Consider the following 20,610-nt stretch of genomic DNA (forward strand, 5'->3'; position numbering starts at 1 on the left):
TAATTAATCCAAAATCCAAAATCCAAAATGGTCAAAATGCGGGCATTATTGTCTGGATATTACGGTAAAGGTAATGGTGGTGACGAAGCTTTATTGGCAACGCTTTTGCAAATGTTACCATCTCACGTAACGCCTGTGGTGCTTTCTGGTAATCCAGAGGAAACCCGCGATCGCTACAATGTAGAAACCTACGATCGCATGGCTCCCTTAGATGTACTACAAGCTTTACGCTCATGTGATGCCTTAATTTGGGGCGGCGGGAGTCTCATTCAAGATGTTACTAGCACTATCAGCCCATTTTATTACGGGGGGCTGATGGCATTAGCGCAGAAAATGGGTTTGAAAACTGTTGCTTGGGCGCAGGGTATTGGCCCTTTGGTGCGTCCGCAAACTCGTTGGTTAGCACGGCAAACCTTTAAGAATTGTACCAAAGTTAGTGTCCGCGATCGCGCCAGTGCGGCTTTATTATCTAATTGGCAAATTCCTTGTATGATAGCTCCTGACCCAGTTTGGGCGTTGGAATCTCAACCAGTACCCGGACTTTGGGATTTACCTGCACCGAGAGTTGCGGTAACGTTGCGATCGCATCCCCAACTGACAGAAACACGTCTAGCAAATTTAACTCGTGCTTTGGTGGATTTTCAAAAAGCCACGCAAGCATTTATTTTATTACTACCGTTTCAAAAAAGTGAAGATTTAAGTATTGCCGAAGCTATTCAACCACATCTTAAAGATGTTAGCAAGATTTTGTGTCTAGAAGATCCGCAACTTTTGAAAGGTGTGTTTCGCGGTGTGGAAATGGCAATTGGAATGCGCTTACACAGTTTGATTATGGCAGCTGCTGAAGGTTGTCGCTGCTTTGCTCTCAGTTATGACCCCAAGGTAAATCGTCTCATGGAAGACTTGGAAATGCCTGGTTGGGATTTAACGAGTTTACCCGATGATCCCAATTTAATTGGTCTGACTTGGATGGAGCATTACGCCAATGGCGATCCTTTATCATCAGAGAAAATCCAATCTTTGGTGGATGGCGCTTTAATGCACTGTGAACTGTTGAGTGAAGCTTTAAGTTAAGTTTTTGTCTAGATATGAGGAATGATATGACACAGGTATCCCAACCAAAACGCACTCGCATTTTACCAGCATCAACCTCAGTCTCTGAAGAAGTACACCAGCGTCAGGAACAACGTGATGCTCTTGCTATGCGGTGTCGTGCTGTTTTCGAGCGCTTACGTCCAACTTTGATCGAAATCCATTACAACTGGCATATTGCCATCGATCCTGAAACAGAAGAGTATCTCATTGACCCAACACTCTTGGGGATAATGCAAAAAATTCATGATGCTTATGGCAATACTAACGAAGTAAAACTTACTATATTCCGACTCAACGATACAGGAACCTGCGGCAGGTTATGAGTCTCAGTTTATGGTTAATGCGAATATCACCTGACCTTCTCTCGATAAACTATATCAATGAAGAGAATATTTTAGAAATTGGTATTGGCACAGAAATAATTTCTGTAATTTATGAACTTTATCCTGACGTTGAATTCCATGATGGTTATTATTACTTTCCAGGATGCACTAGAGAAAATCCTAGTGATTTTTCTGTATGGAAAGTCTTTTTAGATGATGAACCCGTAAAGTTGATTTATCTCTCGCCCCATGTTGGCATGTGTGATTTGAGAATTATTCAGGATCTCTGTCATCAGTTAAAATGCCGTATTTTTGATCCACAACATGGCGAATTTATATATTGAATCCAAGCTGATAAAGCGATCGCTCTATCAGCCAAAACACATTTGAATGCTAGTGACTTGTTTTGCCGCTAACAATCCCTGACCACTGTACTTTTTTCTCTTTCTCTCGACGATAAGAAAAGAAATGCTCTGGAGTTTGGAAAGTACAATAAGGTGCGATCGCAATTTGTTCTGCACTAATCCCCATATTTTCCAGTTGTAAGGTATTTACTCGCCGCACATCTAGCCTTACCTTTCCTGGATTAGGGTCTTCTAGTAAAGGTGAATTTGGTAACTCATGTAATGCAGTTACAATTTTTTCTTCGTCATTCTGTGATATAATACTAGCCCCAATTTCGGCAGCCACTTCAATGGAGACTTGGTAAACCTCACCAGCGATCGCAGGCCCCATAGCGATACGTAAATCATCGAGTTGGCTGCCTTGGGATTGTAATCGAGCGATCGCCAAGGGCACAATCTTTTTAGCAGTCCCCCGCCAACCCGCGTGTAATGCTGCCACTTGTCCAGTTCGCACATCCCCAATTAGCACGGGTGTGCAATCTGCGCTAGCGACCCAAACCGCTTGTCTTGGCTGTTCGCTGATTAAACCATCTGCCGAGGCGAAATCCTCTTCAGCAGAACTTAAGAAGCTTTCAACTTCTTGGGGGGTGAGAACAGTATTGCCATGAACCTGCTTTAAGCGATAGACTGATGCCTCTGGTTGCAATACTTCTGTGATAACTTGTGGCGATCGCGGCCAAAACTGCTGGGTAAAGAAGCCGTGATGCCAACCTTCCAGAATACTACAAGTTAGATAGGGCAGTCCTTCCCAATTGCGCCAGTGCCAAATGTGCATCTTCAACCAAACCTAAACAGAAATCACTCATCAGCCAATCAATGCTAACTTGAACAACGGAATTTAGGTTAACTGCTGTGGGATTTAATTTGCAAAACTTGGAAGCAGCCTTGCAAGCAGGGCGTAAGCATACATATTTACCATTTTCCCTTCATTTTTTTGAAAGCGTCTCCTCAACCAACCAAACCCTCTGGAACTTACTCAACCAAGGGGCTATTTCAGGGACAGTAGTAATCGCAACTGTGCAATTTGCTGGGCGGGGACAATGGGGCCGCCAGTGGATTTCTCCGGCTGGGGGATTATATGTTTCCGTGGCGATTTCTTTCGACCACAAAATAGAGGCTACTGACAGCTATCAGCTAACTTTTGCTACTGCTTGGGGAATTGCGTCGCAATTGCGCCAATGCGGTATAGATGTTGGGATAAAATGGCCTAACGATTTAGTTTTAAATGGTCGCAAACTAGGCGGCATTTTGACAGAAACCAAAGTAAACAAAGGACAAATTACCCAAGCAGTAATCGGTATTGGTATTAACTGGATAAACCCAGTACCAGAAACTGGAATCAATCTGGAATCGTGGCAAGCTTCCCAAGATTTCAGACCAATTTCGTGTCTGGAAATGCTCACTTCTAAAGTCTTACTAGGAATAGAATCCGGTATGGAGTGCCTTGAACAAGAAGGAGTAAATATACTCTTGTCTCGCTATTTAGAATTGTTTACAAACATAGGCGATCGGGTGTATGTCAATAATCTTTCGGGTACAGTAGTTGGGGTGACTCTTCAAGGAAATTTACGAGTTGATTTAGAAACACATGATACAAAGGAATTAATTACACCGGAAATTTATATTGAACCCGGTACAATCAGTTTGGGGTACCATAAATCTTCCGTTTAAATTTGAGGTTTGTTCAAAATTTCGCTCTTGGGGCAAGACAAACCACTAGCACCGCAAGGCGGAATTCAAAATTCAAAATTCAAAATTCAAAATGAATACAGCGTAAGCGTTTCGTTGATTTTGAATGGGTGGTTTATTTACGCCGTGCTGTACTAGCATCATCTCTTTAGGCAATTACACACAACTGAGAGAACAAATGACGCAGCGCAAAAATTCTGCCGATCATCGTTTGCATTACTTATGGCAGCAAAGTCTAACAAAAAAACGTTTTGCCTCAACACTACCAGCTCAGAGCCTCTGTTGGCTGAGTAGCGTTAGCCTCCTTAGCGGTGGCTTCGTGTTTGCCCAAACGGAAGCACAAATAGACAACATCGTTCCCACTGTTGAAAGTTCTCAACCAACAGCAGTTACAAATCCAGTTAAAGCCTCGACTTTTAAAAAACAGGCTGTTGCGTCGCCGGAAGCCGCTCAAGCGCAACCGGAATTTTCCCAACGGCGAGCCAGACTCAGACAAAGACTAGCCAAGCCAGAAGTTGCTCAATCAAAAGAGCCAGTTAGGCAGTATACACCCAAAATCGAAGCTGCTGAACCTGTTGTGATTATCAGACAGTCAAAGCCTAAAGTAGAAGCCTCCCAGGTTACTCCTGTCAGGGTGAGACAGGAAAAACCCAACACCCCAGCCCGCTATGCACCTGAAAAACTTCCAGTAGTTGCTCAACCATCAAATAACTCTAACAGCCCTGTCAGTGCAACGGCGGAAAAAACCAAGGATTATAATAACGCTTATATCGATCCTAATAGTTATGACAGTGGTGCAACAGCTACTTATCAAGCACCAAACTCTGTAATTGTTACAGAACGCTCCAGTGGTTGTCGAGCCATTTTGCCATCAGGGCAAAGTGTATTAGGCGGCGTTTGCGCCAAAGTACCCCAAAGGAGTGTAGCTGATTCTAATGGTAAATCATCACCTAATTGGCTCAAAAGAAGTCAAAACGCCCAATTACCAGTAGTTCCACCCGTGCGGCCAATTGCAACTACTGGCAATACTAGTAGATGGCGTGCTGCTCAAAGTGGTTCTAGCGGTGTCGTCACCAAGAGCGCATTTCGCCCGAATCGGTTTATCCCGACTCCTGCTGAATTCAGCCCGACAACAGTGAGTGCAGCTCCCATTGCACCGAGTGGTGGGACTTTACCGCCACCAATGGCAGATGGTAACATTGCACCCCGCCCCAGCAACGTAGCTTACGACTTCTCACTAGCATCAGTATTGCCGCAAATCCCCTATATGGGGAGAGTAGCTTATAGTGGTACGGGAATGATGTATCCACTATCTATTCCCGCTCCTATTACTTCTTTGTTTGGTTGGCGAATTCATCCAATCACAGGTACTCAACGCTTCCATGCTGGTACAGACTTGGGTGCGCCTACAGGAACACCAGTTTTGGCAGCTGCTGCGGGTCAAGTGGAAACTGCTAATTGGGTGGGTGGTTATGGTTTAACTGTTATCCTAAATCACAAATCTGCTGAACAAACTCTCTACGGTCACATGTCAGAAATCCTTGTTCAACCCGGTCAGTGGGTACAACCTGGAACTGTCATCGGGCGAGTTGGCAGTACTGGAAACTCCACAGGTCCTCACCTGCACTTTGAAGTCCGCCACCTGACACAAGATGGGTGGGTTGCTTCTGACCCAGGCGTGGAATTACAAAGTGCCCTCAGTCAGTTAGTGCGGGGTTTGCAAACCGCTCAGGTGAGCCAGGAACCAGGCAGTTAGAAGAAAGTTTGGAGTGAGGAGTGAAGAGTTATGAATTTAAAACTCCTAACTCCTAACTCCTAACTTTTTTAATTACAAATACCCGTGTTCTGCTAGGAATGCGGGTGTAATGCCATCTATACTATTGTCATCATTAGCTCTGGTGTGGGGGTTGCCAGAAGAAAGGAATTTTTCGACGTATTTGCCGAGAATATCCCCTTCTAAATTCACCAAACTGCCAGAAACCAAATAACGAAGATTTGTCTCGCTGTATGTCAGGGGAATTACCGCTACTTTGAATTGGGAGAGTTCTGGCTCATAATCGGCGACTGTGAGACTGATGCCATTGACGGCAATGCTACCTTTGGGGACAATGTACCGTGCGATCGCCTCGGATGCAATAAAGGTCATTTCCCAAGAACTAGCAGTTTGTTGTGCCACTAGCAATCGACCGATGCCGTCTACATGACCCATCACAAAATGACCGCCAACTTTGCTGCCTACCTTTAACGACGCTTCTAAATTGACATATTTCCGTTGGGTTTGCTCACCTCCCAAGGTTGTCCGGCGTAGAGTTTCCGGTGAAGCCGTGGCAATAAACCCTTCTTTTAAAACTTGTTCCACTGTCAGGCAAACACCATCTACAGCAACACTGTCACCATAAGCCAAATCTTGCATAATTACTTCACCCGAATGGTTTACACAAGTAATTTGCCAAGAATCGCCCCCTAAGGGTTCCATCGTTCCTAATGCCTGGATTAATCCTGTAAACACGGCTTTTTTGTTAAACTAACTCTATTTATTGCCTAATTTTGCCTGGAATCAATTGGTAATTGTCACATAAATCTCGAACATCCAAGTATATTTTCTGACTTTTTTTCGCATAGCTTTTTTGCATAGGAATATTAACACATTAGCATCCTTCACAGGGCATACTTGGGTAAGAAGGTTATTCTCTAAGAAGACCAATTTGACTTACTCTGGTTTTCACCACAAGTTCGGAGTTTAATAGAAGCAATTATAGAGAACGAATGCTTATGTTTATTACTGTCACCAAACCGCCTAAAAATGGGTGCTATTTATTACATGGCATCCAAGACTCTCAAAGCATTGTAGAGGCTTAGGCAATGATTGAAATGAAAGTCGCTGGCATAGCATTAGATGCCATAACCCGCAGCCCGATCGTCCTTTTGAAAGATTCTTCAGATCGGCGGGCTTTGCCAATTTACATTGGTCAGGAACAGGCTAGGGCAATTATGGGCGCACTGGAAAATCAGAAGCCTCCTAGACCCTTAACTCACGACCTGATTGTGAATATTTTAGAGACTTGGAACATGACTCTAGAAAAGGTGATTATTCATTCCCTGCAAAAGGATACATTTTATGCAGCTTTAATTGTCCAGCAAGGCGAAATCAAAAAAGAAATTGACGCGCGTCCTAGCGATGCGATCGCTATTGCCCTCCGTACAAATACTCCCATTTGGGTAATGGAAGAAGTCATTGCCGATGCTTCTATCCCTGTAGATCGCGATGCAGATGAAGCCGAACAGCAAGCCTTCCGTGAATTTATTTCTAATCTCCGTCCTGAAGATTTGATCAAGCGCTTTGGTAATGACGACAGCTAAATTAAAGTTATGAGTTATGAGTTAGGAGTTATGAGTTATTTTGCTTCAACTCTTAACTCGTAAGCAAAAAAAGTTAGGAGCAGAGCCGGAGACGCTCTGCCTCCGGTTAAGAGTTATGATTTACTTCTTTCAATTCCTAACTTATAACTCGTAACTCCTAACTCTTTGTTAAAAATGCAATACCGACGCTTTGGAAAAACGAATCTGCACCTCTCGGTTTTTTCCTTGGGAACGATGCGCTACTTGGCTGATTTTGAAAATGCTCATCAGACCATCGAACAAGCCTTAGCGCTAGGAATTAATCATCTAGAAACCGCCAGAGGTTATGGCAAAAGCGAGGAGTATCTTGGTAGGGCGCTAAAAGCTGGGTTGTCAGTACCTCGAACTAGGCTTTATGTCACTACCAAAATCTCAGCCACAGCAGATGCTGACACTATGCGTCGGTACATCGACGAATCTCTAGAACGATTACAGCTAGATTATTTAGATTGCTTAGGAGTTCATGGTTTGAACACTTGGCAACATTTGGAGTGGGTACAAGCCAAAAATGGCTGTATGCAAGCAGTAGAGGAAGCTGTTGCTGATGGCCGAGTACGACACGTTGGTTTTTCCACTCACGGGTCATTAGAGGTAATTCAGGCAGCAATCAACACAGATTTATTTGAATTTGTCAATCTGCATTATTACTATTTTTTTCAACGGCACGCACCAGCAATTCAACTAGCTGCCGAAAAGGACATGGGCGTTTTCATTATTTCCCCTGCTGATAAGGGAGGACGACTCTACACACCACCACAAACTCTAAAAGACCTGTGTTATCCGTATTCACCCTTAGAATTGAATTATCGATTTTTACTTGCAGATCGCCGTATTACTACTTTGAGTATAGGGCCAGCTAACCCAAAGGAATTAAGAGAACCTTTGCAAATTGCTGACCATGATGGAGAGTTAACATCAGCAGAAATTTCCACTTTCTGGCGGTTAGAAAATCATCAAAAAATTGCTTTGGAAACTGATAATTGTAGCCAGTGTTATGCTTGTTTGCCCTGTCCAGAAAATATCAATATTCCAGAGGTATTGCGGTTACATAATCTTGCCGTAGCATACGAGATGAAAGACTATGGCCAATATCGTTACGGAATGTTTGAAAATGCAGGTCACTGGTTCCCTGGAATGAAAGGCAACCGTTGTACAGAATGTGGTGACTGTTTGCCTCGCTGTCCAGAAAAGTTAAATATTCCAGCTTTATTAAAAGATACTCACCAAAAATTAAATGGGAAAGCAGGTAGGAGATTGTGGGGATAAAAATGTAAACAGGAGTCAGAATATCCGTTAATTTCAGCATGGTATTTACCACCCAGTCGCATACTCGTCATTCTAGCTCCTGAGTTCTGAGTTCTTTATTGTTAAAATAATATAAAGATTAATAGAATCAGGAAGATCCGCCCAAGCTGGGGTGTCTCACCAAAAAAAATGAAAATTAAAAAAAAAGAAATATCCTACGCCAATCACTGACGGTTTTCCGCTACAGTGGACGGGCTGTAAGCTTAGTATGGACTACTAGCCGATCGCTTACTATTTTTCTGGCTAGTTTAACTTTAATGGCTGGTCTTTTACCGGCGGCGATATCCTACATTAGTAAGTTAATTGTTGATGCAGTGGTATTTGCATCTCAAGCTAATACACAAAGCGATGGTTTTGTCAATATTTATCCCTCGCTATTTTATGTAGGATTAGAAGCGATCACTGTAATTTTACTAGCAGGCAGTCAGCGGGGAATCACCATTTGTCAGTCGTTATTGCGGGCGCTAATGGGTCAGCGAGTAAATGTACTCATTTTAGAAAAGGCGCTGACACTGGATCTTAGGCAATTTGAAGACTCAGAATTTTATGACAAATTGACCAATGCCCGACGAGAAGCATCGGTTCGTCCCCTTTCCCTAGTCAACCGCACCTTTGGGTTGGTGCAAAATGCCCTTTCCCTAATTACTTACGGTATTTTGCTAGTAAATTTCTCAGTTTGGGCAGTGGTGGTACTGATTTTGGCAGCTATGCCTGTATTTATTGCCGAAACCAAATTTGCTGGAGAAGCCTTTCGCTTATTTAGTTGGCGTGCGGCAGAAACCCGACAACAGCACTACTTAGAAAATCTATTAGCAAGAGAAGATTTTGTTACAGAAGTCAAACTCTATCAGTTGGGAGAGATGCTGCTAGGACGTTACCGCAGCCTGTTCGATCAACTCTATGGCGAAGACCGCGATTTAACTCTGCGGCGAGGATTGTGGGGATATCTGCTGAGTTTAGTCAGTACTGGGGCTTTTTACCTAGCTTATGCTTGGATTGTGCTGGAAACAGCGTTAGGTAAGATTTCCTTGGGAGATATGACAATGTATCTCACTGTGTTTCGCCAAGGACAATCTACTTTTTCCAATGCCCTCACTTCTATTGGAGGGATGTATGAAGACAACCTATATCTATCAAATCTCTACGATTTTCTGGAAGAAGAAGTACCAAAATCTTGGGGTAAAGCAACCATTGGTTTAAATTCCCAAGATGGTATCCGTTTTGAGAATGTCTCATTTACTTATCCGGGAAGTTCCAAGCCAGCATTGAGAAACATTTCGCTGCATCTCAAACCCAGAGAGAAACTGGCAATTGTGGGTGAAAACGGTTCCGGTAAAACTACCTTAATCAAATTACTTACCCGACTCTACACCCCGGACTCTGGGCGAATTTTCTTAGATGGTTTGGACTTGCAGGAATGGGATGTGGATGTGTTGCGGCGTCGCATTGGTGTGATTTTTCAAAACTTTGTCCGCTACCAGTTCACTGTGGGAGAGAATATTGGTGTAGGCGATGTAGAACATCTCGAAAATAAAACACAGTGGAAAACTGCTGCCCAAAAAGGCATGGCCCAATCTTTTATTGACCAATTACCTCAAAGCTTTCAGACTCAACTTGGTCGTTGGTTTAAAGGAGGACAAGAACTTTCTGGAGGACAGTGGCAGAAGATTGCACTGTCTCGTGCTTTTATGCGATCGCAAGCAGATATCTTGGTGTTAGATGAACCAACATCAGCAATAGATGCCCAAGCTGAGTTTGAAATTTTCAATCATTTTCGCTCGATTACTCAAAATCAGATGGTACTTTTGATTTCCCATCGCTTCTCAACGGTACGAATGGCTGACAAAATTCTAGTTATAGAAAACGGCGAAGTTATAGAACAGGGAACTCACGAAGAATTGTTACAGCTAGGAGGACGTTATGCCAAGTTGTTTCTCTTACAAGCCGCTGGTTATCAATAGGAAAAGAAGTTAAAAGACTATGTGAATTGAGATAGCGATGCCTACAGTCGGCTGCGCCTACGCTCACCTTGTAGAAAGCACATAAAACCTCTATCTAACCTATTAACCAGTTCGGTCAACATGGATAAAATATCTTTAGTGCTTAGACGATCCGTATTGTTAAACATTGTTACCCGATAAAATTATGCAAATAACAAAACAGCGATACTATACCCCAGAGGAATATTTAGAACTAGAAGAAGCTGCTGACTACAAAAGTGAATACATTGACGGGCAAATAATTCCTATGGCGGGTGGAACAATAAATCACAATCGAATCTCGTTGAATCTAAGTGCTGCCTTAAATTTTGCGTTTCGCCAGCAAGATTACGAAGTTTTCATGGGTGATGTTCGTCTGTGGATACCCCAAAAGCTTACCTATACATATCCAGATGTGATGATTCTGGCAGGTGAACCAGAGTTTTTTAACAACCGGAAGGATGTAATTCTGAATCCACAGATTATTGTTGAGGTTTTATCAAAATCTACCAAAGGGTACGATCGCGAAGATAAATTTCAGGCTTACCGAACTATTTCCACTTTCCAAGAATACCTATTAATTGACCAAACTCGGATTCATGTAGATCAATTTTCCAAAACTGGGAAAAAGCAATGGACGCTTCGTGAATATGATGAAGAAGATGAAGCGATCGCACTTGTAACCGTACCATTTGAGATTTCTCTACAAGATTTATACAACAAGGTGAAGTTTGAGCCTGTTGAGCCAGAAGGCGAAAGTGCTGATGTTGAGGAATTGGGGTAAGGTGCGTAGGCGTAGCCCATCGAAGATATCGCTTAATTTATCTCAATTGACAAAGGCGAGCGCTTGTTTTTGCTCAAGTGAGAAGTGTTAAGAGTGCTTATACTAAATACTAGTCATTAACTCTTTGTTGTCTGCGGCTAGCAAAATTATGTTGAAGACGATAAAAATAGAGAATTTCCGTAGTTTTCAATCTTTCGAGCTTCAGCAGCTTGGTAGAGTAAACCTGCTCGTTGGTAAAAATAATATTGGTAAAACATCAATACTAGAAGCAATTCAACTTTTATGCTCACGGAATAATCTTGATCCACTACGTAAGACAATGACTAACCGGAGTGAATATTTTTTTGATGATGAGCGTAGTGAACGTAGGTTAAGTTCAGCTCAAGACCTTGATGTTCGCCACCTTTTTTATGGTCACGAAATTGAACTGGGGAGCAAATTTTCAATAACAGGTACTAATGGCAATATTCAAGAGGAGCTTGTTGTATCAATAGAAAAACGCAAAATTTCTTCAACAGAGCAACTTAGCTTATTCCCTGAGTTTCTATATGATGAAGTGTCAGATGCATTAAGGGAACTAGACTTCAGTATTAACTGGATTTATGGGCAAGAAGAAAAGCCTTGGAGATTACCGCTATCAGCTAATGGTGGACTTCCTATAGAGGATTATCCTCGCCAATTGCGTAGATATACTAAAAATTCAGTACCAAAAATACAATTTATAACATCATCTTCTTTAGAAACCGAGAAGATGATTGAACTATTTGATCAGATAGTACTAACACCTGAAGAAAAACTTGTAGAGCAGGCACTTCATAGAATAGATTCTAAAATTCAACGTATTGCTCCAGTTAGTTCTCGAAAGTCCAGGTATTCCTTAGATTCGCGGGGCGGTTTTTTTGTACTTCTTTCTGATAGTAATCAGCGTGTACCAATTGGTAGTATGGGTGATGGTATTTGGCGTATCTTAGGACTTGCACTCGCTACAGTGTGTGCTAAAGATGGATACTTATTTGTTGATGAGATTGATACCGGACTCCATTTTACGGCTATGTCTGATATGTGGAAACTGATTTGGGAAACAGCCAAAAGATTAAATGTGCAAGTTTTCGCAACTACACACAATAGTGATTGTTGGACAAGTTTAGCTACTATTGCAGAGCAGGAAGACGCAAATGAGGATGGTATTAGAATTCACAGAATTGAGAAAGGTAAAGAAACAAGTGTAGTCTTCACTGAACCTCAAATTGTCATTGCTGCCGAAAGAGAAATTGAGGTACGTTAGTAATGGCAAAAGCTTATAAACCCAAGAAACTGTTAGTAGAAGGACAAGAAGATTTACGAGTTATACCAGAATTAATAGAAAAAAACGGAATTCGTTGGGGTGAGAATAAAAGGGAAGCAATTGTATCAATACAAGATTGCGAAGGTTACGAAAACATTGATGCAAACCTTATATCTACTGAATTACAAGCATCAGGACTCACCCATTTAGGCGTGATAATAGACGCAGATGAAGATTTGCCTGCACGTTGGACAAGCATAAGAAATGCTTGTTTGCCAAGTATCCCCGACATTCCTGAAGAAATATCAGAGACAGGACTTATTCACGTTACAAAAAATGGAATTAAGTTTGGTATCTGGATTATGCCAGATAACCAAATGAGAGGTATGTTAGAGAGCTTTTTAGCTTATATGATTAGAGATGAAAGCGAAACTATTTGGCAATATGCTCAGGAAGTAGCGCAAGAAGCAAAAAGCAAAGGAGCATCATTCAAAGATTCTTATCTTGATAAAGCTAAAATTTACACTTGGCTAGCATGGCAAAAAGAGCCAGGAAGACAACTGCATCAAGCAATAAAGTATGAAATTTTAAATTCTCAACATCCAAAGGTGCAGACCTTTTTAATATGGTTTAAAAATCTGTATAACTTATAAGATTTTGCTATTTTAAAAACGCAATTTGTAGAAATTTCCTTAGCACAGGTGTCATATCTTCTTCCCGCCACACTATAGCCGTTTCTACTAATGGTGTTTTCTCCTCCAGAGTACGATAAACTACACCAGTTCTTTGAAGATTTTGCAATGAAGACGGTGCGATCGCAATCCCCATTCCTGCTGAAACCAATCCGATAATCGTCTGCATCTGAATCGCTTCTTGAGTCACTTTTGGGCTGAAGTCTCCTTGCTGACAAAGACTTACGATTTGGTCGTAAAGTCCGGGCCCCAAATGGCGAGGGAACATGATAAAGTTTTCGTTTACTAGCGATCGCACTGAAATCTTTTCTTGTTCAGCTAAGGGATGAGTTTTTAACATAGCCACAATTAAAGCTTCTTGCTGAATGCACTCTTGATTGAGTGTGTTGTCTTCTAAGGGTGGATGGGCAAAACCTACATGGATGTGCCGATTCTGTAGTGCTTGCTCTTGCTGAGTTGTGGTTAATTCTTGCAATACCAACTCTACTTCTGGAAACTGTTCTTGGAATCGCCGCAAAATCACAGGAAGCAAATCATAAGTTGCCAAACTGGTAAACCCAATTCGCAGTAGTCCCTTTTCACCTCTTCCCGTTTTTTGGGTTAGCTCAATTCCTTTTTGGAGTTGAGTTAAAAGTTGATAAGCTTCTTGCAAAAAAACTTGTCCTGCTTCTGTTAGTTGCACTTGTCGTTTGGTTTTACGGTGAAACAGTTCTACCCCCAATTGCGCCTCTAATTGCTGAATTTGCTGGCTTAAAGGCGGTTGAGCGATGTGCAGTCGCTCGGCGGCTCTACTGAAGTGCAGTTCTTCAGCTACAGCAATAAAGTAGCGCAGGTGTCGCAGTTCCATTTTTTCGATATTTCATAAGTTTCAATTTTCTATTTGCTTACAAATCCTGCCACTATGCTTGCTCTAGCAAGACATTCATTCAAATTATAAAAAATTAAAATTTAAGGGAGTTAGGACTATATCCTTGACTGACTAACATTTGAAAAACAGTAACGATTGTTTCTTTAAGAATCAGCAAGAGTCATTCAAAAAACATCATTCATAGGGTCGACCGAACGTCTATTTTTCTTATCTTCAATGCCCCATACCTCATAACCCATCCCCAATACCTTAATTGCATACTTCTATGCGATCGGAAGTATCCACACCAACCCAAACAACTACCCCTAGCAGGTTAAACTAGGTCTGGTAACAACTGCTCCACGTTCCTTATGAGGCTTTTATGGGAGCTAACCTCAAACAGATTGCCAACTATTTAGACAACCTTGGTTGGGACTACCGTTTTGATGATGAAGAAGACCGAATTATAACAGGTGTAGAGGCTGATAATCTAGAAGATTTCCTAATAGTTGTCCAACTGGATGAAGAAGGAAAATTTTTTCGGGTATTTGCCCCTCAAGTTCTGGGAGGTATCCAAGACCATCCTCACAAAGCAGCTATCCTCCAGACAATGCTTGCCATTTCCTGGGAAACCAAAATGTTGCAATGGGAGTATGACCCATCCGATGGTGAAATTCGTGCCATTATTGAGTTTCCTTTAGAAGACTCGATTCTTACAGAAAAACAATTTCACCGTTGTCTGAGTGGATTAATTCAGATTGTGGATGGCATAGCAATACCTCGCTTGACAGAAGTGATGGCGACAGGCCTCGATCCTGGGAATATAGAACTTGGGGAAAGACTATTACTCAGTATTCAAGAAGAAGCCCCAGGATTGTTAGATTTACTAGAAAAAGCAATGGAAGCGCGAAAAAAGCGAGGAAGTTTTCCTAGTGAGTGAGACGGATCGTTACTTAAATAGCTATACTCCAAAGTGATACCCTCACTATATACTGAAATTTTCTGGGGCTGGATATTTATGACATCCTATGCAACCTCCTCTGCTAAAGCGGAAATGAGCGAACTCCGGCGGTTGAAAGCCTTACTACCACCAGAACTGCAAAGCTGGGTCACGGTTGAAGGCACAACTGAGGTCAATCCACCCCTGGTTCGCTGCGAAGAAATTGGTAAAGACCAGGTAGAAATTCAAATTGATTTGGTGAAATGGGATGCCCTCGCTATGGATCAGCGTAATCTGCTGTTCTGGCATGAGGTTGCTCGCGTTCAAAATGACACAATTCCTAAAGATGGTTGGGAAATGGCAGCACTAGCCATCGGTTTAGGTGGTGCTGTCGGGGAATTGTGGGTACAAGATGGATTGCTGCTGGTGTTAGCTTTGTCGCTTTGTGGCGTGTCAGGCTGGCGACTGTACCAAAAGAATAATGGGGAAAAGCAACTAAGAGAATTGCTCAATGCTGATGAGAAAGCGATCGCTTTAGCAACTCGTTTTGGTTATAGCCTCCCCAATGCCTACAAGAGTCTCGGTAGCGCCTTGAAAACCCTGATTGATAATACTCCTAGTAAGCGTCAACGGTCGAGATACGAAGCAAGACTCTCTGCCCTCAAACGCAGTGCCAATAAGGCAAAAGCTAAATCCAAAGCTCCAGATGAGGGCGCACTATAGCAACTTCTATTTGAAATGGAATAAATCAGCCCTGCTGCTAGTAATTGGGCTGCTGCCTTCCTAATTCATAACAGGGAACAGCCCAATTACCATTTCATAAAATCTTACTTTTTTCTTGACTACATCTTTATCAAACTAAAATTTTACAACTGGTTTAGCATTTTATGTGTCTGGGGGATCACGCGCACGTGCTTAAGAAACCTCTTCATCAAAGCTTGCCACATCAAAACTCGATCGCTGGAAGGCGCAAGTACAGGTACTGGAGAAAATTGTTCTGATACTGCCAAAGGCGTAACAGGTTGTAAAAATACTGATATATCTGGACTAACCTCTGCCACCAACGAAGCTGAACGTTCCAACTCGGCGGGATCTGTGTCTTGAGACACAATTATCTTGACAAAAACATTTAAATATGAGTCATAACATAACTGGAGAAATTTACTATGTTCTTGCCAATGACTTTCGCCGCTAACACTGGGCAGTTTTAAATCCATACCTACAGAGTCTAAGTATGGGATAATCATTGCTAGTTGTTCTGGGCGATGTCCGCCAGTTTCTAAGTATATAGGTAGACCAGTTATGGCTCGCACTTGGGGTAGAAACTGCGTTAAAAATGAGGCATGAAGAAGCGGTTCGCCGCCAGTTAAGCTAATGCTATCGTGTAGACAAGGTAGATTTTGCTGTTCCACCCATTCGAGTAATATGGGTAATGAGACAGGGTTAGAGTGAATTTCAAAGTCGCGCAATCCAGGCGATCGCTCTATCCGACAAGTTGTAGGTGCACTCCAAGTGTGGGCGCTATCACAAAAGTGACAGCGCAAATCACACAAAGCAAAACGAATAAATATCTGACGTGTCCCTACATTCAGTCCTTCCCCTTGAATGGCAGAAAAGACCTCAATCAGGCGTGCGGTAGGTGTAACCGTATTTTTAGCAATCATTTGATGAGAGCAACGCGATCGCGCTGCGTCGGCACAACAGCAAGGATGTTTTTTGGCTTCTTGTTCTATTGTGAATCGTCGCTAGCGATCTCCAATCTCAGCCCCGGTAAATAGCAGTTAGTCCTAATTACCACTAATTCCGATATTAGGTTCAGTAATTTTGTAGGACAAAGTAATGTTTGGCATATTACATTATACATGGCAACGAAAGTGCAGAGCTTCATGACTAGCCAACCGACAGAGGTCGATTTTCCAGTTAATTCCCTAAACGACATGGCTATAGTGCAGGTGCCGACGCGGTTGAGCGTGCTGGAGGCTTTAGGCTTTAAGCAAACCTGCCAAGGCTTAATCCAGCCCAATTCACATCCTAAGCAAATCATTATTGATTTTCACCAAACTACTTTTATCGATAGTAGTGGTTTAGGTGCCTTGATAAGTAATTTTAAATACGCTCAAACTCAGGGTATTACATTAACACTGCGGAATGTAACACCTCAAGTCATGGCAGTCCTAAAACTCACAGGATTGGATCAGGTTTTTCCTTTAGAGCTTGTGGAGGATGGGTCGTTAATAGAACAAGATGACGTAGTAGATAATCGCAAAACAACTTCCCGTAAAGTAGAGCAGTTACCCACTACTCACCCTTCTATGGTTTCTTGGATGAAACGGTTCTTAGATATTGTCGGGTCAGTGATTGGTTTATTAATTACAGGAATTTTGTTTATTCCAATTGCGATCGCGATTCAAATTAACGATCCCGGGCCGATTTTCTTTAGTCAAATTCGTTGTGGTTGGATGGGTAAGCGGTTTAAAATTTGGAAATTCCGCTCTATGTGTGTGGATGCAGAAGCGAAGAAATCTGAAGTTAAAAACCAAGTGCAAGGTGCTTTTTTCAAAAATGAGAATGATCCCAGAATTACTAAGGTAGGGCGCTTTTTACGACGAACTAGTCTTGATGAATTACCCCAATTTTGGAACGTCCTCAAAGGAGAGATGAGTTTAGTAGGCACTCGACCGCCTACACCCGATGAAGTCGAACGTTATGAAGTACCAGAGTGGCAACGTTTAGATGTAAAACCCGGTATGACTGGCGAATGGCAAGTAAATGGACGTTCTACAGTCCGTAGTTTTGAAGATGTAATTCGTCTGGATTTGCAGTATCAAAAAAATTGGAGTTTAGTGTACGATTTAAAGCTAATTTTCAAAACTATAGCTATTCTGTTTAATAGAAACAGTGGTGCTGTTTAGCTAATTATCCTTATTCACAATTTTTTGATAACTAGCAATCACGATATTCTTAAATACACCCAAGCCTATTTTAGGCTTGGGTAAATTTTATATTTACTAACAGCAGCACACAAGTGTCAGCCAATTTTGGTTTTGAGATTTTAGACTGATTTATTAAAAGAAAGATATTTATGTATTTTTATCCTCTATTAAAATTAGGGTTTGAAAAAAATTTTGGATTTTGAATCATTAAATCCAAAATCCAAAATCCAAAATCTAAAATTTAGCGATCTTGTGTATAAGATTATCCCATTGTCTTCTGAACATTAACTACTTCAACGGGCTGCACTTCTGGTAACAAACGCTTCATGCCTTGCTTAACAAACCCCTGCAAAAAACCAATCTGCTGATTTTGCTGAAATACCTTTTGCAAGGTTTGCCGCAAATTCTCCAAATTCAAACCAGTTCCAGAATCTATCGCTATTTCCTGCTGTTGGAAATACTCAACTAAACTTAACCCTGCGACTCTAGTCAAATAAGCTGCACTTACTCCCTGCACTACGCCACCAGCAACAAAGGTAACGGCATTACTTTTCAGAACAGTACTAATCGCCTTTGTAGAAAGTTCAACTAAACCCAATTTCAGCATTAAACTTCCCATTGTTCCAGCTACGGTTTGTGCCTGTTCTAGAGAAAATTTTTGCTGATAGATATTACCCAAATCCATTACCATTTGAGCATTAATTGCCGCAGTTGCCAGAATATCAAAGGCTGGTACTGGGTTAGCAAAGGCAGCAGCAGCAGCTATCCACTGATATTGTTCAATAATTGGGGTGGCGCGATCGCGTCTGGTTTCATTTAGCCAATTTTTCGCCTCAGCTTTCAACAATCCGGCTTTCCTCATGGTTGTTAACCAAACTAGCCGTTGTCCTTGCTGTGCCAAAACTTCACCCAAATGGTGCGTTAACTGCTGGATATCTGCTGCTGGTTGCTCCATCCACTCTTGCACAGAACCATCAGCCTCATGCTTTCGGACTTTGATGGCAACGGGAGAGGCCGCAGTTGCAACTACATTTCCCTGCATCCGCTGTTTCAATTGACTAAAGATGTTGGCGCTTTCATCGGTTAAATACTGGTCTTGTTTGTTGAAAACCAGCATATTAGGCTGATTTGCTGCCTTTAGCTGCTGTAAAGTTTGAAATTCTGAGTCTGTCAAATCACCGTTTGTCAGAAATAGAACAAAATCAGATTTTGCTACTTCTGCCAAAATAGCCGCATCTGAATTTTCACCCACTTCTCTAAATAAAGGTGCTGTCTCTTGTAGAGACACGGAATTTTGTGTCTCTAGATTTTGCTCTAGCACTTGAATTAAAGTGCTTTTACCCACGGATTTCCCGCCAGTCACAGCCACTTTAATTTGTTGTCTGTCTAATTCCAGCAATAATTGGGCAACTTGTTCTCTGAGTGTCTCTAAAGCTGGATGGTTTTCTGCTTCTTGTGCTAGTTGGTTAATTACAGTTTCAGTTTTAGCGATCGCACTTTCCACTGTTGTCCGATCTACCACCATACCATCTAGCTGTTCTAAACTGTCTTTGGAGCGTTTTTGCTGGAATAACCACAAACCACCACCGACAGCTAAGACACTTAACAAACCGAATTCACCCACCTGCACTATAGAATCGTGCCAACTGTCCAACATCCACAGGGAAAAGGAAAGTCCCAATCCTCCCACTAAAATTGGTCGCTGCAACTTCACAACCATGATTCTCCGCGCTTTTTGGATGGCTATTTCTTCCAGAATAGATCAAAATAAAACAAAACCCTGCAATCTTTACTGATTGTAGGGTTTTGTTTTATTTTCTATGTGGTGGCGGGAAGTGGATTTGAACCACTGACCTTCGGGTTATGAGCCCGACGAGCTACCAGGCTGCTCTATCCCGCGTTGCTCTTAACTTTTATAGCATAACCTAATAGTCAAGAGTTTGGCAACTACAAAAATGATAATTCTCCAATTACTTCTAAACGCTTGTATTTTCCCAAGGTGACAAACTTTTCTGAGAGGCTTTCGGCGGCGCTGGGACTAATCCACCCCATTTGCTGGAGTAAGTGAATAGCCACAGCATATTTTGCTCGTTTTGCCCCATCCATGACTTTGATTGCCAATCCCAAACCTTCACCGAGTCTACCAATGCACTGCACTCCTTCGGCACCACTTTTGCTGACTATTTCTCCTGGAGTTAAGCGCATCAGTTCCGTATCAAATTCTCCATCTCCTGCGACCATTGCGGGGTGATGAGTCATAGCACGGACAATGCGCTCCATATCCAAGTTGGTACTAGAGGCTAGCAGTGCATATAAAGATGCCATATGACCGAGTTGCATCAGATAAGTTGGTGCGCCACAGTCGTCATGAGCGCTGATAAATTCTGCGGCTGGCATTCGCAGCAACTCTGCTACCTTGCCCAAAATTAACTGCTGTATTGGGTGCTTGCGATCCAAGTAGTTATTCAAAGGCCAATGGCGTTGCTGACAAACAGCTAACATTCCGGCATGTTTTCCAGAGCAATTGTATTCTAGAGGACTGTGCTTATCTTCAGGAATTGGACACTGGAGTATAGTTGGATCGAGATCGGCCCGCCAAAGGATGTTAAATACCTGTCGGACTTGATCTATTCTTCCTTTATGAGAACTTGTAATAATTGCTAAGTCGCGATCGCTGAGTTGATAGCGTTCCAGTGTACCTGTTGTGGTGACAGCGAGTGCCTGAAATGGTTTGAGGGCTGAACGGATAAATGCAGCAGTTTCAGAATTTCCCGCAACGGTTAGAACCCGTCCTCGTTCGTCGCAGACAACAGCTTGGACTATATGCCTGGATTCAATAATACCTTCCCGCAGCAACCGGACTTCCAGAGCTGTGGCTTGAGTTCGTTTTCCCATTGTCATGGGTTTATATTTATCACCTTTTTTAATTAATTTA

At 42.2% G+C, this 20,610-nt stretch carries 20 protein-coding genes and 1 tRNA gene; 14 read left to right on the forward strand and 7 right to left on the reverse strand.

What is annotated here, in order from left to right; genetic code table 11:
- The first annotated feature begins 36 nt into the window (after positions 1-36).
- Genes csaB through RMY32_RS29275 form a run of 3 tightly spaced genes read left to right on the forward strand, consistent with a single transcriptional unit; the run spans position 37 to position 1,762 of the window.
- Positions 37-1,074: a polysaccharide pyruvyl transferase CsaB gene (gene csaB, locus RMY32_RS29265; protein WP_322712988.1), complete on the forward strand. Its 1,038-nt coding sequence runs from the start codon at positions 37-39 to the stop codon at positions 1,072-1,074.
- A 26-nt stretch (positions 1,075-1,100) separates the two neighbouring features.
- Positions 1,101-1,418, forward strand: a complete 318-nt coding sequence (locus RMY32_RS29270; protein WP_322712942.1) for a hypothetical protein — start codon at positions 1,101-1,103, stop codon at positions 1,416-1,418.
- Complete coding sequence (locus RMY32_RS29275) at positions 1,415-1,762, forward strand: hypothetical protein (protein WP_409884266.1); 348 nt, start codon at positions 1,415-1,417, stop codon at positions 1,760-1,762. Before RMY32_RS29270 ends, RMY32_RS29275 begins: the two co-directional genes overlap by 4 nt.
- Before the next feature lie 49 nt (positions 1,763-1,811).
- On the opposite strand, the gene pgeF is transcribed toward RMY32_RS29275, so the two are convergent.
- Positions 1,812-2,597 carry a peptidoglycan editing factor PgeF gene (gene pgeF, locus RMY32_RS29280; protein ID WP_322712945.1) on the reverse strand — a complete coding sequence of 262 codons (786 nt, stop codon included), beginning with the start codon at positions 2,595-2,597 and terminating at the stop codon, positions 1,812-1,814.
- A gap of 77 nt (positions 2,598-2,674) precedes the next feature.
- Between pgeF and RMY32_RS29285 the strand changes: the two genes are divergently transcribed.
- Positions 2,675-3,493, forward strand: coding sequence for a biotin--[acetyl-CoA-carboxylase] ligase (locus RMY32_RS29285; protein WP_322712947.1), 819 nt, complete (start codon positions 2,675-2,677; stop codon positions 3,491-3,493).
- A 196-nt stretch (positions 3,494-3,689) separates the two neighbouring features.
- On the forward strand, positions 3,690-5,267 hold the full coding sequence (locus RMY32_RS29290) for a M23 family metallopeptidase (RefSeq protein ID WP_322712949.1): 1,578 nt from the start codon (positions 3,690-3,692) through the stop codon (positions 5,265-5,267).
- A gap of 72 nt (positions 5,268-5,339) precedes the next feature.
- Here the strand turns inward: RMY32_RS29290 and RMY32_RS29295 are convergent, their stop codons facing one another.
- Positions 5,340-6,020: a riboflavin synthase gene (locus tag RMY32_RS29295; protein ID WP_322712950.1), complete on the reverse strand. Its 681-nt coding sequence runs from the start codon at positions 6,018-6,020 to the stop codon at positions 5,340-5,342.
- A 353-nt stretch (positions 6,021-6,373) separates the two neighbouring features.
- On the opposite strand from RMY32_RS29295, the gene RMY32_RS29300 reads away from it, so the two are divergent.
- The 6 genes from RMY32_RS29300 (at position 6,374) to RMY32_RS29325 (ending at position 12,916) form a co-directional block, all read left to right on the forward strand.
- The gene (locus RMY32_RS29300; RefSeq protein WP_322694241.1) at positions 6,374-6,871 is read left to right on the forward strand and encodes a bifunctional nuclease family protein; all 498 of its coding nucleotides are present in this window, start codon (positions 6,374-6,376) and stop codon (positions 6,869-6,871) included.
- A gap of 174 nt (positions 6,872-7,045) precedes the next feature.
- The gene (locus RMY32_RS29305) at positions 7,046-8,176 is read left to right on the forward strand and encodes an aldo/keto reductase (RefSeq protein WP_322712952.1); all 1,131 of its coding nucleotides are present in this window, start codon (positions 7,046-7,048) and stop codon (positions 8,174-8,176) included.
- 296 nt (positions 8,177-8,472) lie between these two features.
- Positions 8,473-10,176: an ABC transporter ATP-binding protein gene (locus tag RMY32_RS29310; protein ID WP_322712954.1), complete on the forward strand. Its 1,704-nt coding sequence runs from the start codon at positions 8,473-8,475 to the stop codon at positions 10,174-10,176.
- A gap of 184 nt (positions 10,177-10,360) precedes the next feature.
- Positions 10,361-10,978: a Uma2 family endonuclease gene (locus RMY32_RS29315; protein ID WP_322712955.1), complete on the forward strand. Its 618-nt coding sequence runs from the start codon at positions 10,361-10,363 to the stop codon at positions 10,976-10,978.
- Positions 10,979-11,126: 148 nt separating this feature from the next.
- Entirely contained in the window at positions 11,127-12,263 is a 1,137-nt protein-coding gene (locus tag RMY32_RS29320) for an AAA family ATPase (RefSeq protein ID WP_322712957.1), read from the forward strand.
- Positions 12,264-12,265: 2 nt separating this feature from the next.
- Positions 12,266-12,916: a DUF3226 domain-containing protein gene (locus tag RMY32_RS29325; protein ID WP_322712958.1), complete on the forward strand. Its 651-nt coding sequence runs from the start codon at positions 12,266-12,268 to the stop codon at positions 12,914-12,916.
- Positions 12,917-12,923: 7 nt separating this feature from the next.
- On the opposite strand, the gene RMY32_RS29330 is transcribed toward RMY32_RS29325, so the two are convergent.
- Positions 12,924-13,802: a LysR family transcriptional regulator gene (locus RMY32_RS29330; RefSeq protein ID WP_322712959.1), complete on the reverse strand. Its 879-nt coding sequence runs from the start codon at positions 13,800-13,802 to the stop codon at positions 12,924-12,926.
- Between the two features lie 382 nt (positions 13,803-14,184).
- On the opposite strand from RMY32_RS29330, the gene RMY32_RS29335 reads away from it, so the two are divergent.
- Positions 14,185-14,742: a hypothetical protein gene (locus tag RMY32_RS29335; protein ID WP_292774879.1), complete on the forward strand. Its 558-nt coding sequence runs from the start codon at positions 14,185-14,187 to the stop codon at positions 14,740-14,742.
- Positions 14,743-14,820: 78 nt separating this feature from the next.
- Complete coding sequence (locus RMY32_RS29340; protein WP_292729213.1) at positions 14,821-15,465, forward strand: DUF3318 domain-containing protein; 645 nt, start codon at positions 14,821-14,823, stop codon at positions 15,463-15,465.
- 143 nt (positions 15,466-15,608) lie between these two features.
- Here the strand turns inward: RMY32_RS29340 and RMY32_RS29345 are convergent, their stop codons facing one another.
- Positions 15,609-16,406: a 7-carboxy-7-deazaguanine synthase QueE gene (locus tag RMY32_RS29345; RefSeq protein ID WP_322712961.1), complete on the reverse strand. Its 798-nt coding sequence runs from the start codon at positions 16,404-16,406 to the stop codon at positions 15,609-15,611.
- Positions 16,407-16,604: 198 nt separating this feature from the next.
- Here RMY32_RS29345 and RMY32_RS29350 point away from each other — a divergent pair, with 198 nt between their 5' ends.
- Positions 16,605-17,654 carry a sugar transferase gene (locus RMY32_RS29350; protein WP_322712962.1) on the forward strand — a complete coding sequence of 350 codons (1,050 nt, stop codon included), beginning with the start codon at positions 16,605-16,607 and terminating at the stop codon, positions 17,652-17,654.
- 283 nt (positions 17,655-17,937) lie between these two features.
- Here the strand turns inward: RMY32_RS29350 and RMY32_RS29355 are convergent, their stop codons facing one another.
- The 3 genes from RMY32_RS29355 to RMY32_RS29365 form a co-directional block, all read right to left on the reverse strand.
- Positions 17,938-19,395: a YcjF family protein gene (locus RMY32_RS29355; RefSeq protein ID WP_322712964.1), complete on the reverse strand. Its 1,458-nt coding sequence runs from the start codon at positions 19,393-19,395 to the stop codon at positions 17,938-17,940.
- Positions 19,396-19,498: 103 nt separating this feature from the next.
- Positions 19,499-19,575: transfer RNA gene (locus RMY32_RS29360), tRNA-Met, on the reverse strand.
- Positions 19,576-19,622: 47 nt separating this feature from the next.
- On the reverse strand, positions 19,623-20,576 hold the full coding sequence (locus RMY32_RS29365) for an asparaginase (protein WP_322712990.1): 954 nt from the start codon (positions 20,574-20,576) through the stop codon (positions 19,623-19,625).
- Between the last annotated feature and the right edge of the window lie 34 nt (positions 20,577-20,610).

This window comes from Nostoc sp. ChiSLP03a (genome assembly GCF_034531215.2).
Lineage (GTDB): Bacteria > Cyanobacteriota > Cyanobacteriia > Cyanobacteriales > Nostocaceae > Nostoc.

Coding starts and splice junctions, on each gene's coding strand:
- csaB (WP_322712988.1), top strand. CDS start 37: ATGCGGGCATTATTGTCTGGATATTACGGTAAAGGTAATGGTGGTGAC.
- RMY32_RS29270 (WP_322712942.1), top strand. CDS start 1,101: ATGACACAGGTATCCCAACCAAAACGCACTCGCATTTTACCAGCATCA.
- RMY32_RS29275 (WP_409884266.1), top strand. CDS start 1,415: ATGAGTCTCAGTTTATGGTTAATGCGAATATCACCTGACCTTCTCTCG.
- pgeF (WP_322712945.1), bottom strand. CDS start 2,597: ATGCACATTTGGCACTGGCGCAATTGGGAAGGACTGCCCTATCTAACT.
- RMY32_RS29290 (WP_322712949.1), top strand. CDS start 3,690: ATGACGCAGCGCAAAAATTCTGCCGATCATCGTTTGCATTACTTATGG.
- RMY32_RS29300 (WP_322694241.1), top strand. CDS start 6,374: ATGATTGAAATGAAAGTCGCTGGCATAGCATTAGATGCCATAACCCGC.
- RMY32_RS29305 (WP_322712952.1), top strand. CDS start 7,046: ATGCAATACCGACGCTTTGGAAAAACGAATCTGCACCTCTCGGTTTTT.
- RMY32_RS29310 (WP_322712954.1), top strand. CDS start 8,473: ATGGCTGGTCTTTTACCGGCGGCGATATCCTACATTAGTAAGTTAATT.
- RMY32_RS29315 (WP_322712955.1), top strand. CDS start 10,361: ATGCAAATAACAAAACAGCGATACTATACCCCAGAGGAATATTTAGAA.
- RMY32_RS29320 (WP_322712957.1), top strand. CDS start 11,127: ATGTTGAAGACGATAAAAATAGAGAATTTCCGTAGTTTTCAATCTTTC.
- RMY32_RS29325 (WP_322712958.1), top strand. CDS start 12,266: ATGGCAAAAGCTTATAAACCCAAGAAACTGTTAGTAGAAGGACAAGAA.
- RMY32_RS29330 (WP_322712959.1), bottom strand. CDS start 13,802: ATGGAACTGCGACACCTGCGCTACTTTATTGCTGTAGCTGAAGAACTG.
- RMY32_RS29335 (WP_292774879.1), top strand. CDS start 14,185: ATGGGAGCTAACCTCAAACAGATTGCCAACTATTTAGACAACCTTGGT.
- RMY32_RS29340 (WP_292729213.1), top strand. CDS start 14,821: ATGACATCCTATGCAACCTCCTCTGCTAAAGCGGAAATGAGCGAACTC.
- RMY32_RS29345 (WP_322712961.1), bottom strand. CDS start 16,406: ATGATTGCTAAAAATACGGTTACACCTACCGCACGCCTGATTGAGGTC.
- RMY32_RS29350 (WP_322712962.1), top strand. CDS start 16,605: ATGGCAACGAAAGTGCAGAGCTTCATGACTAGCCAACCGACAGAGGTC.
- RMY32_RS29355 (WP_322712964.1), bottom strand. CDS start 19,395: ATGGTTGTGAAGTTGCAGCGACCAATTTTAGTGGGAGGATTGGGACTT.
- RMY32_RS29365 (WP_322712990.1), bottom strand. CDS start 20,576: ATGACAATGGGAAAACGAACTCAAGCCACAGCTCTGGAAGTCCGGTTG.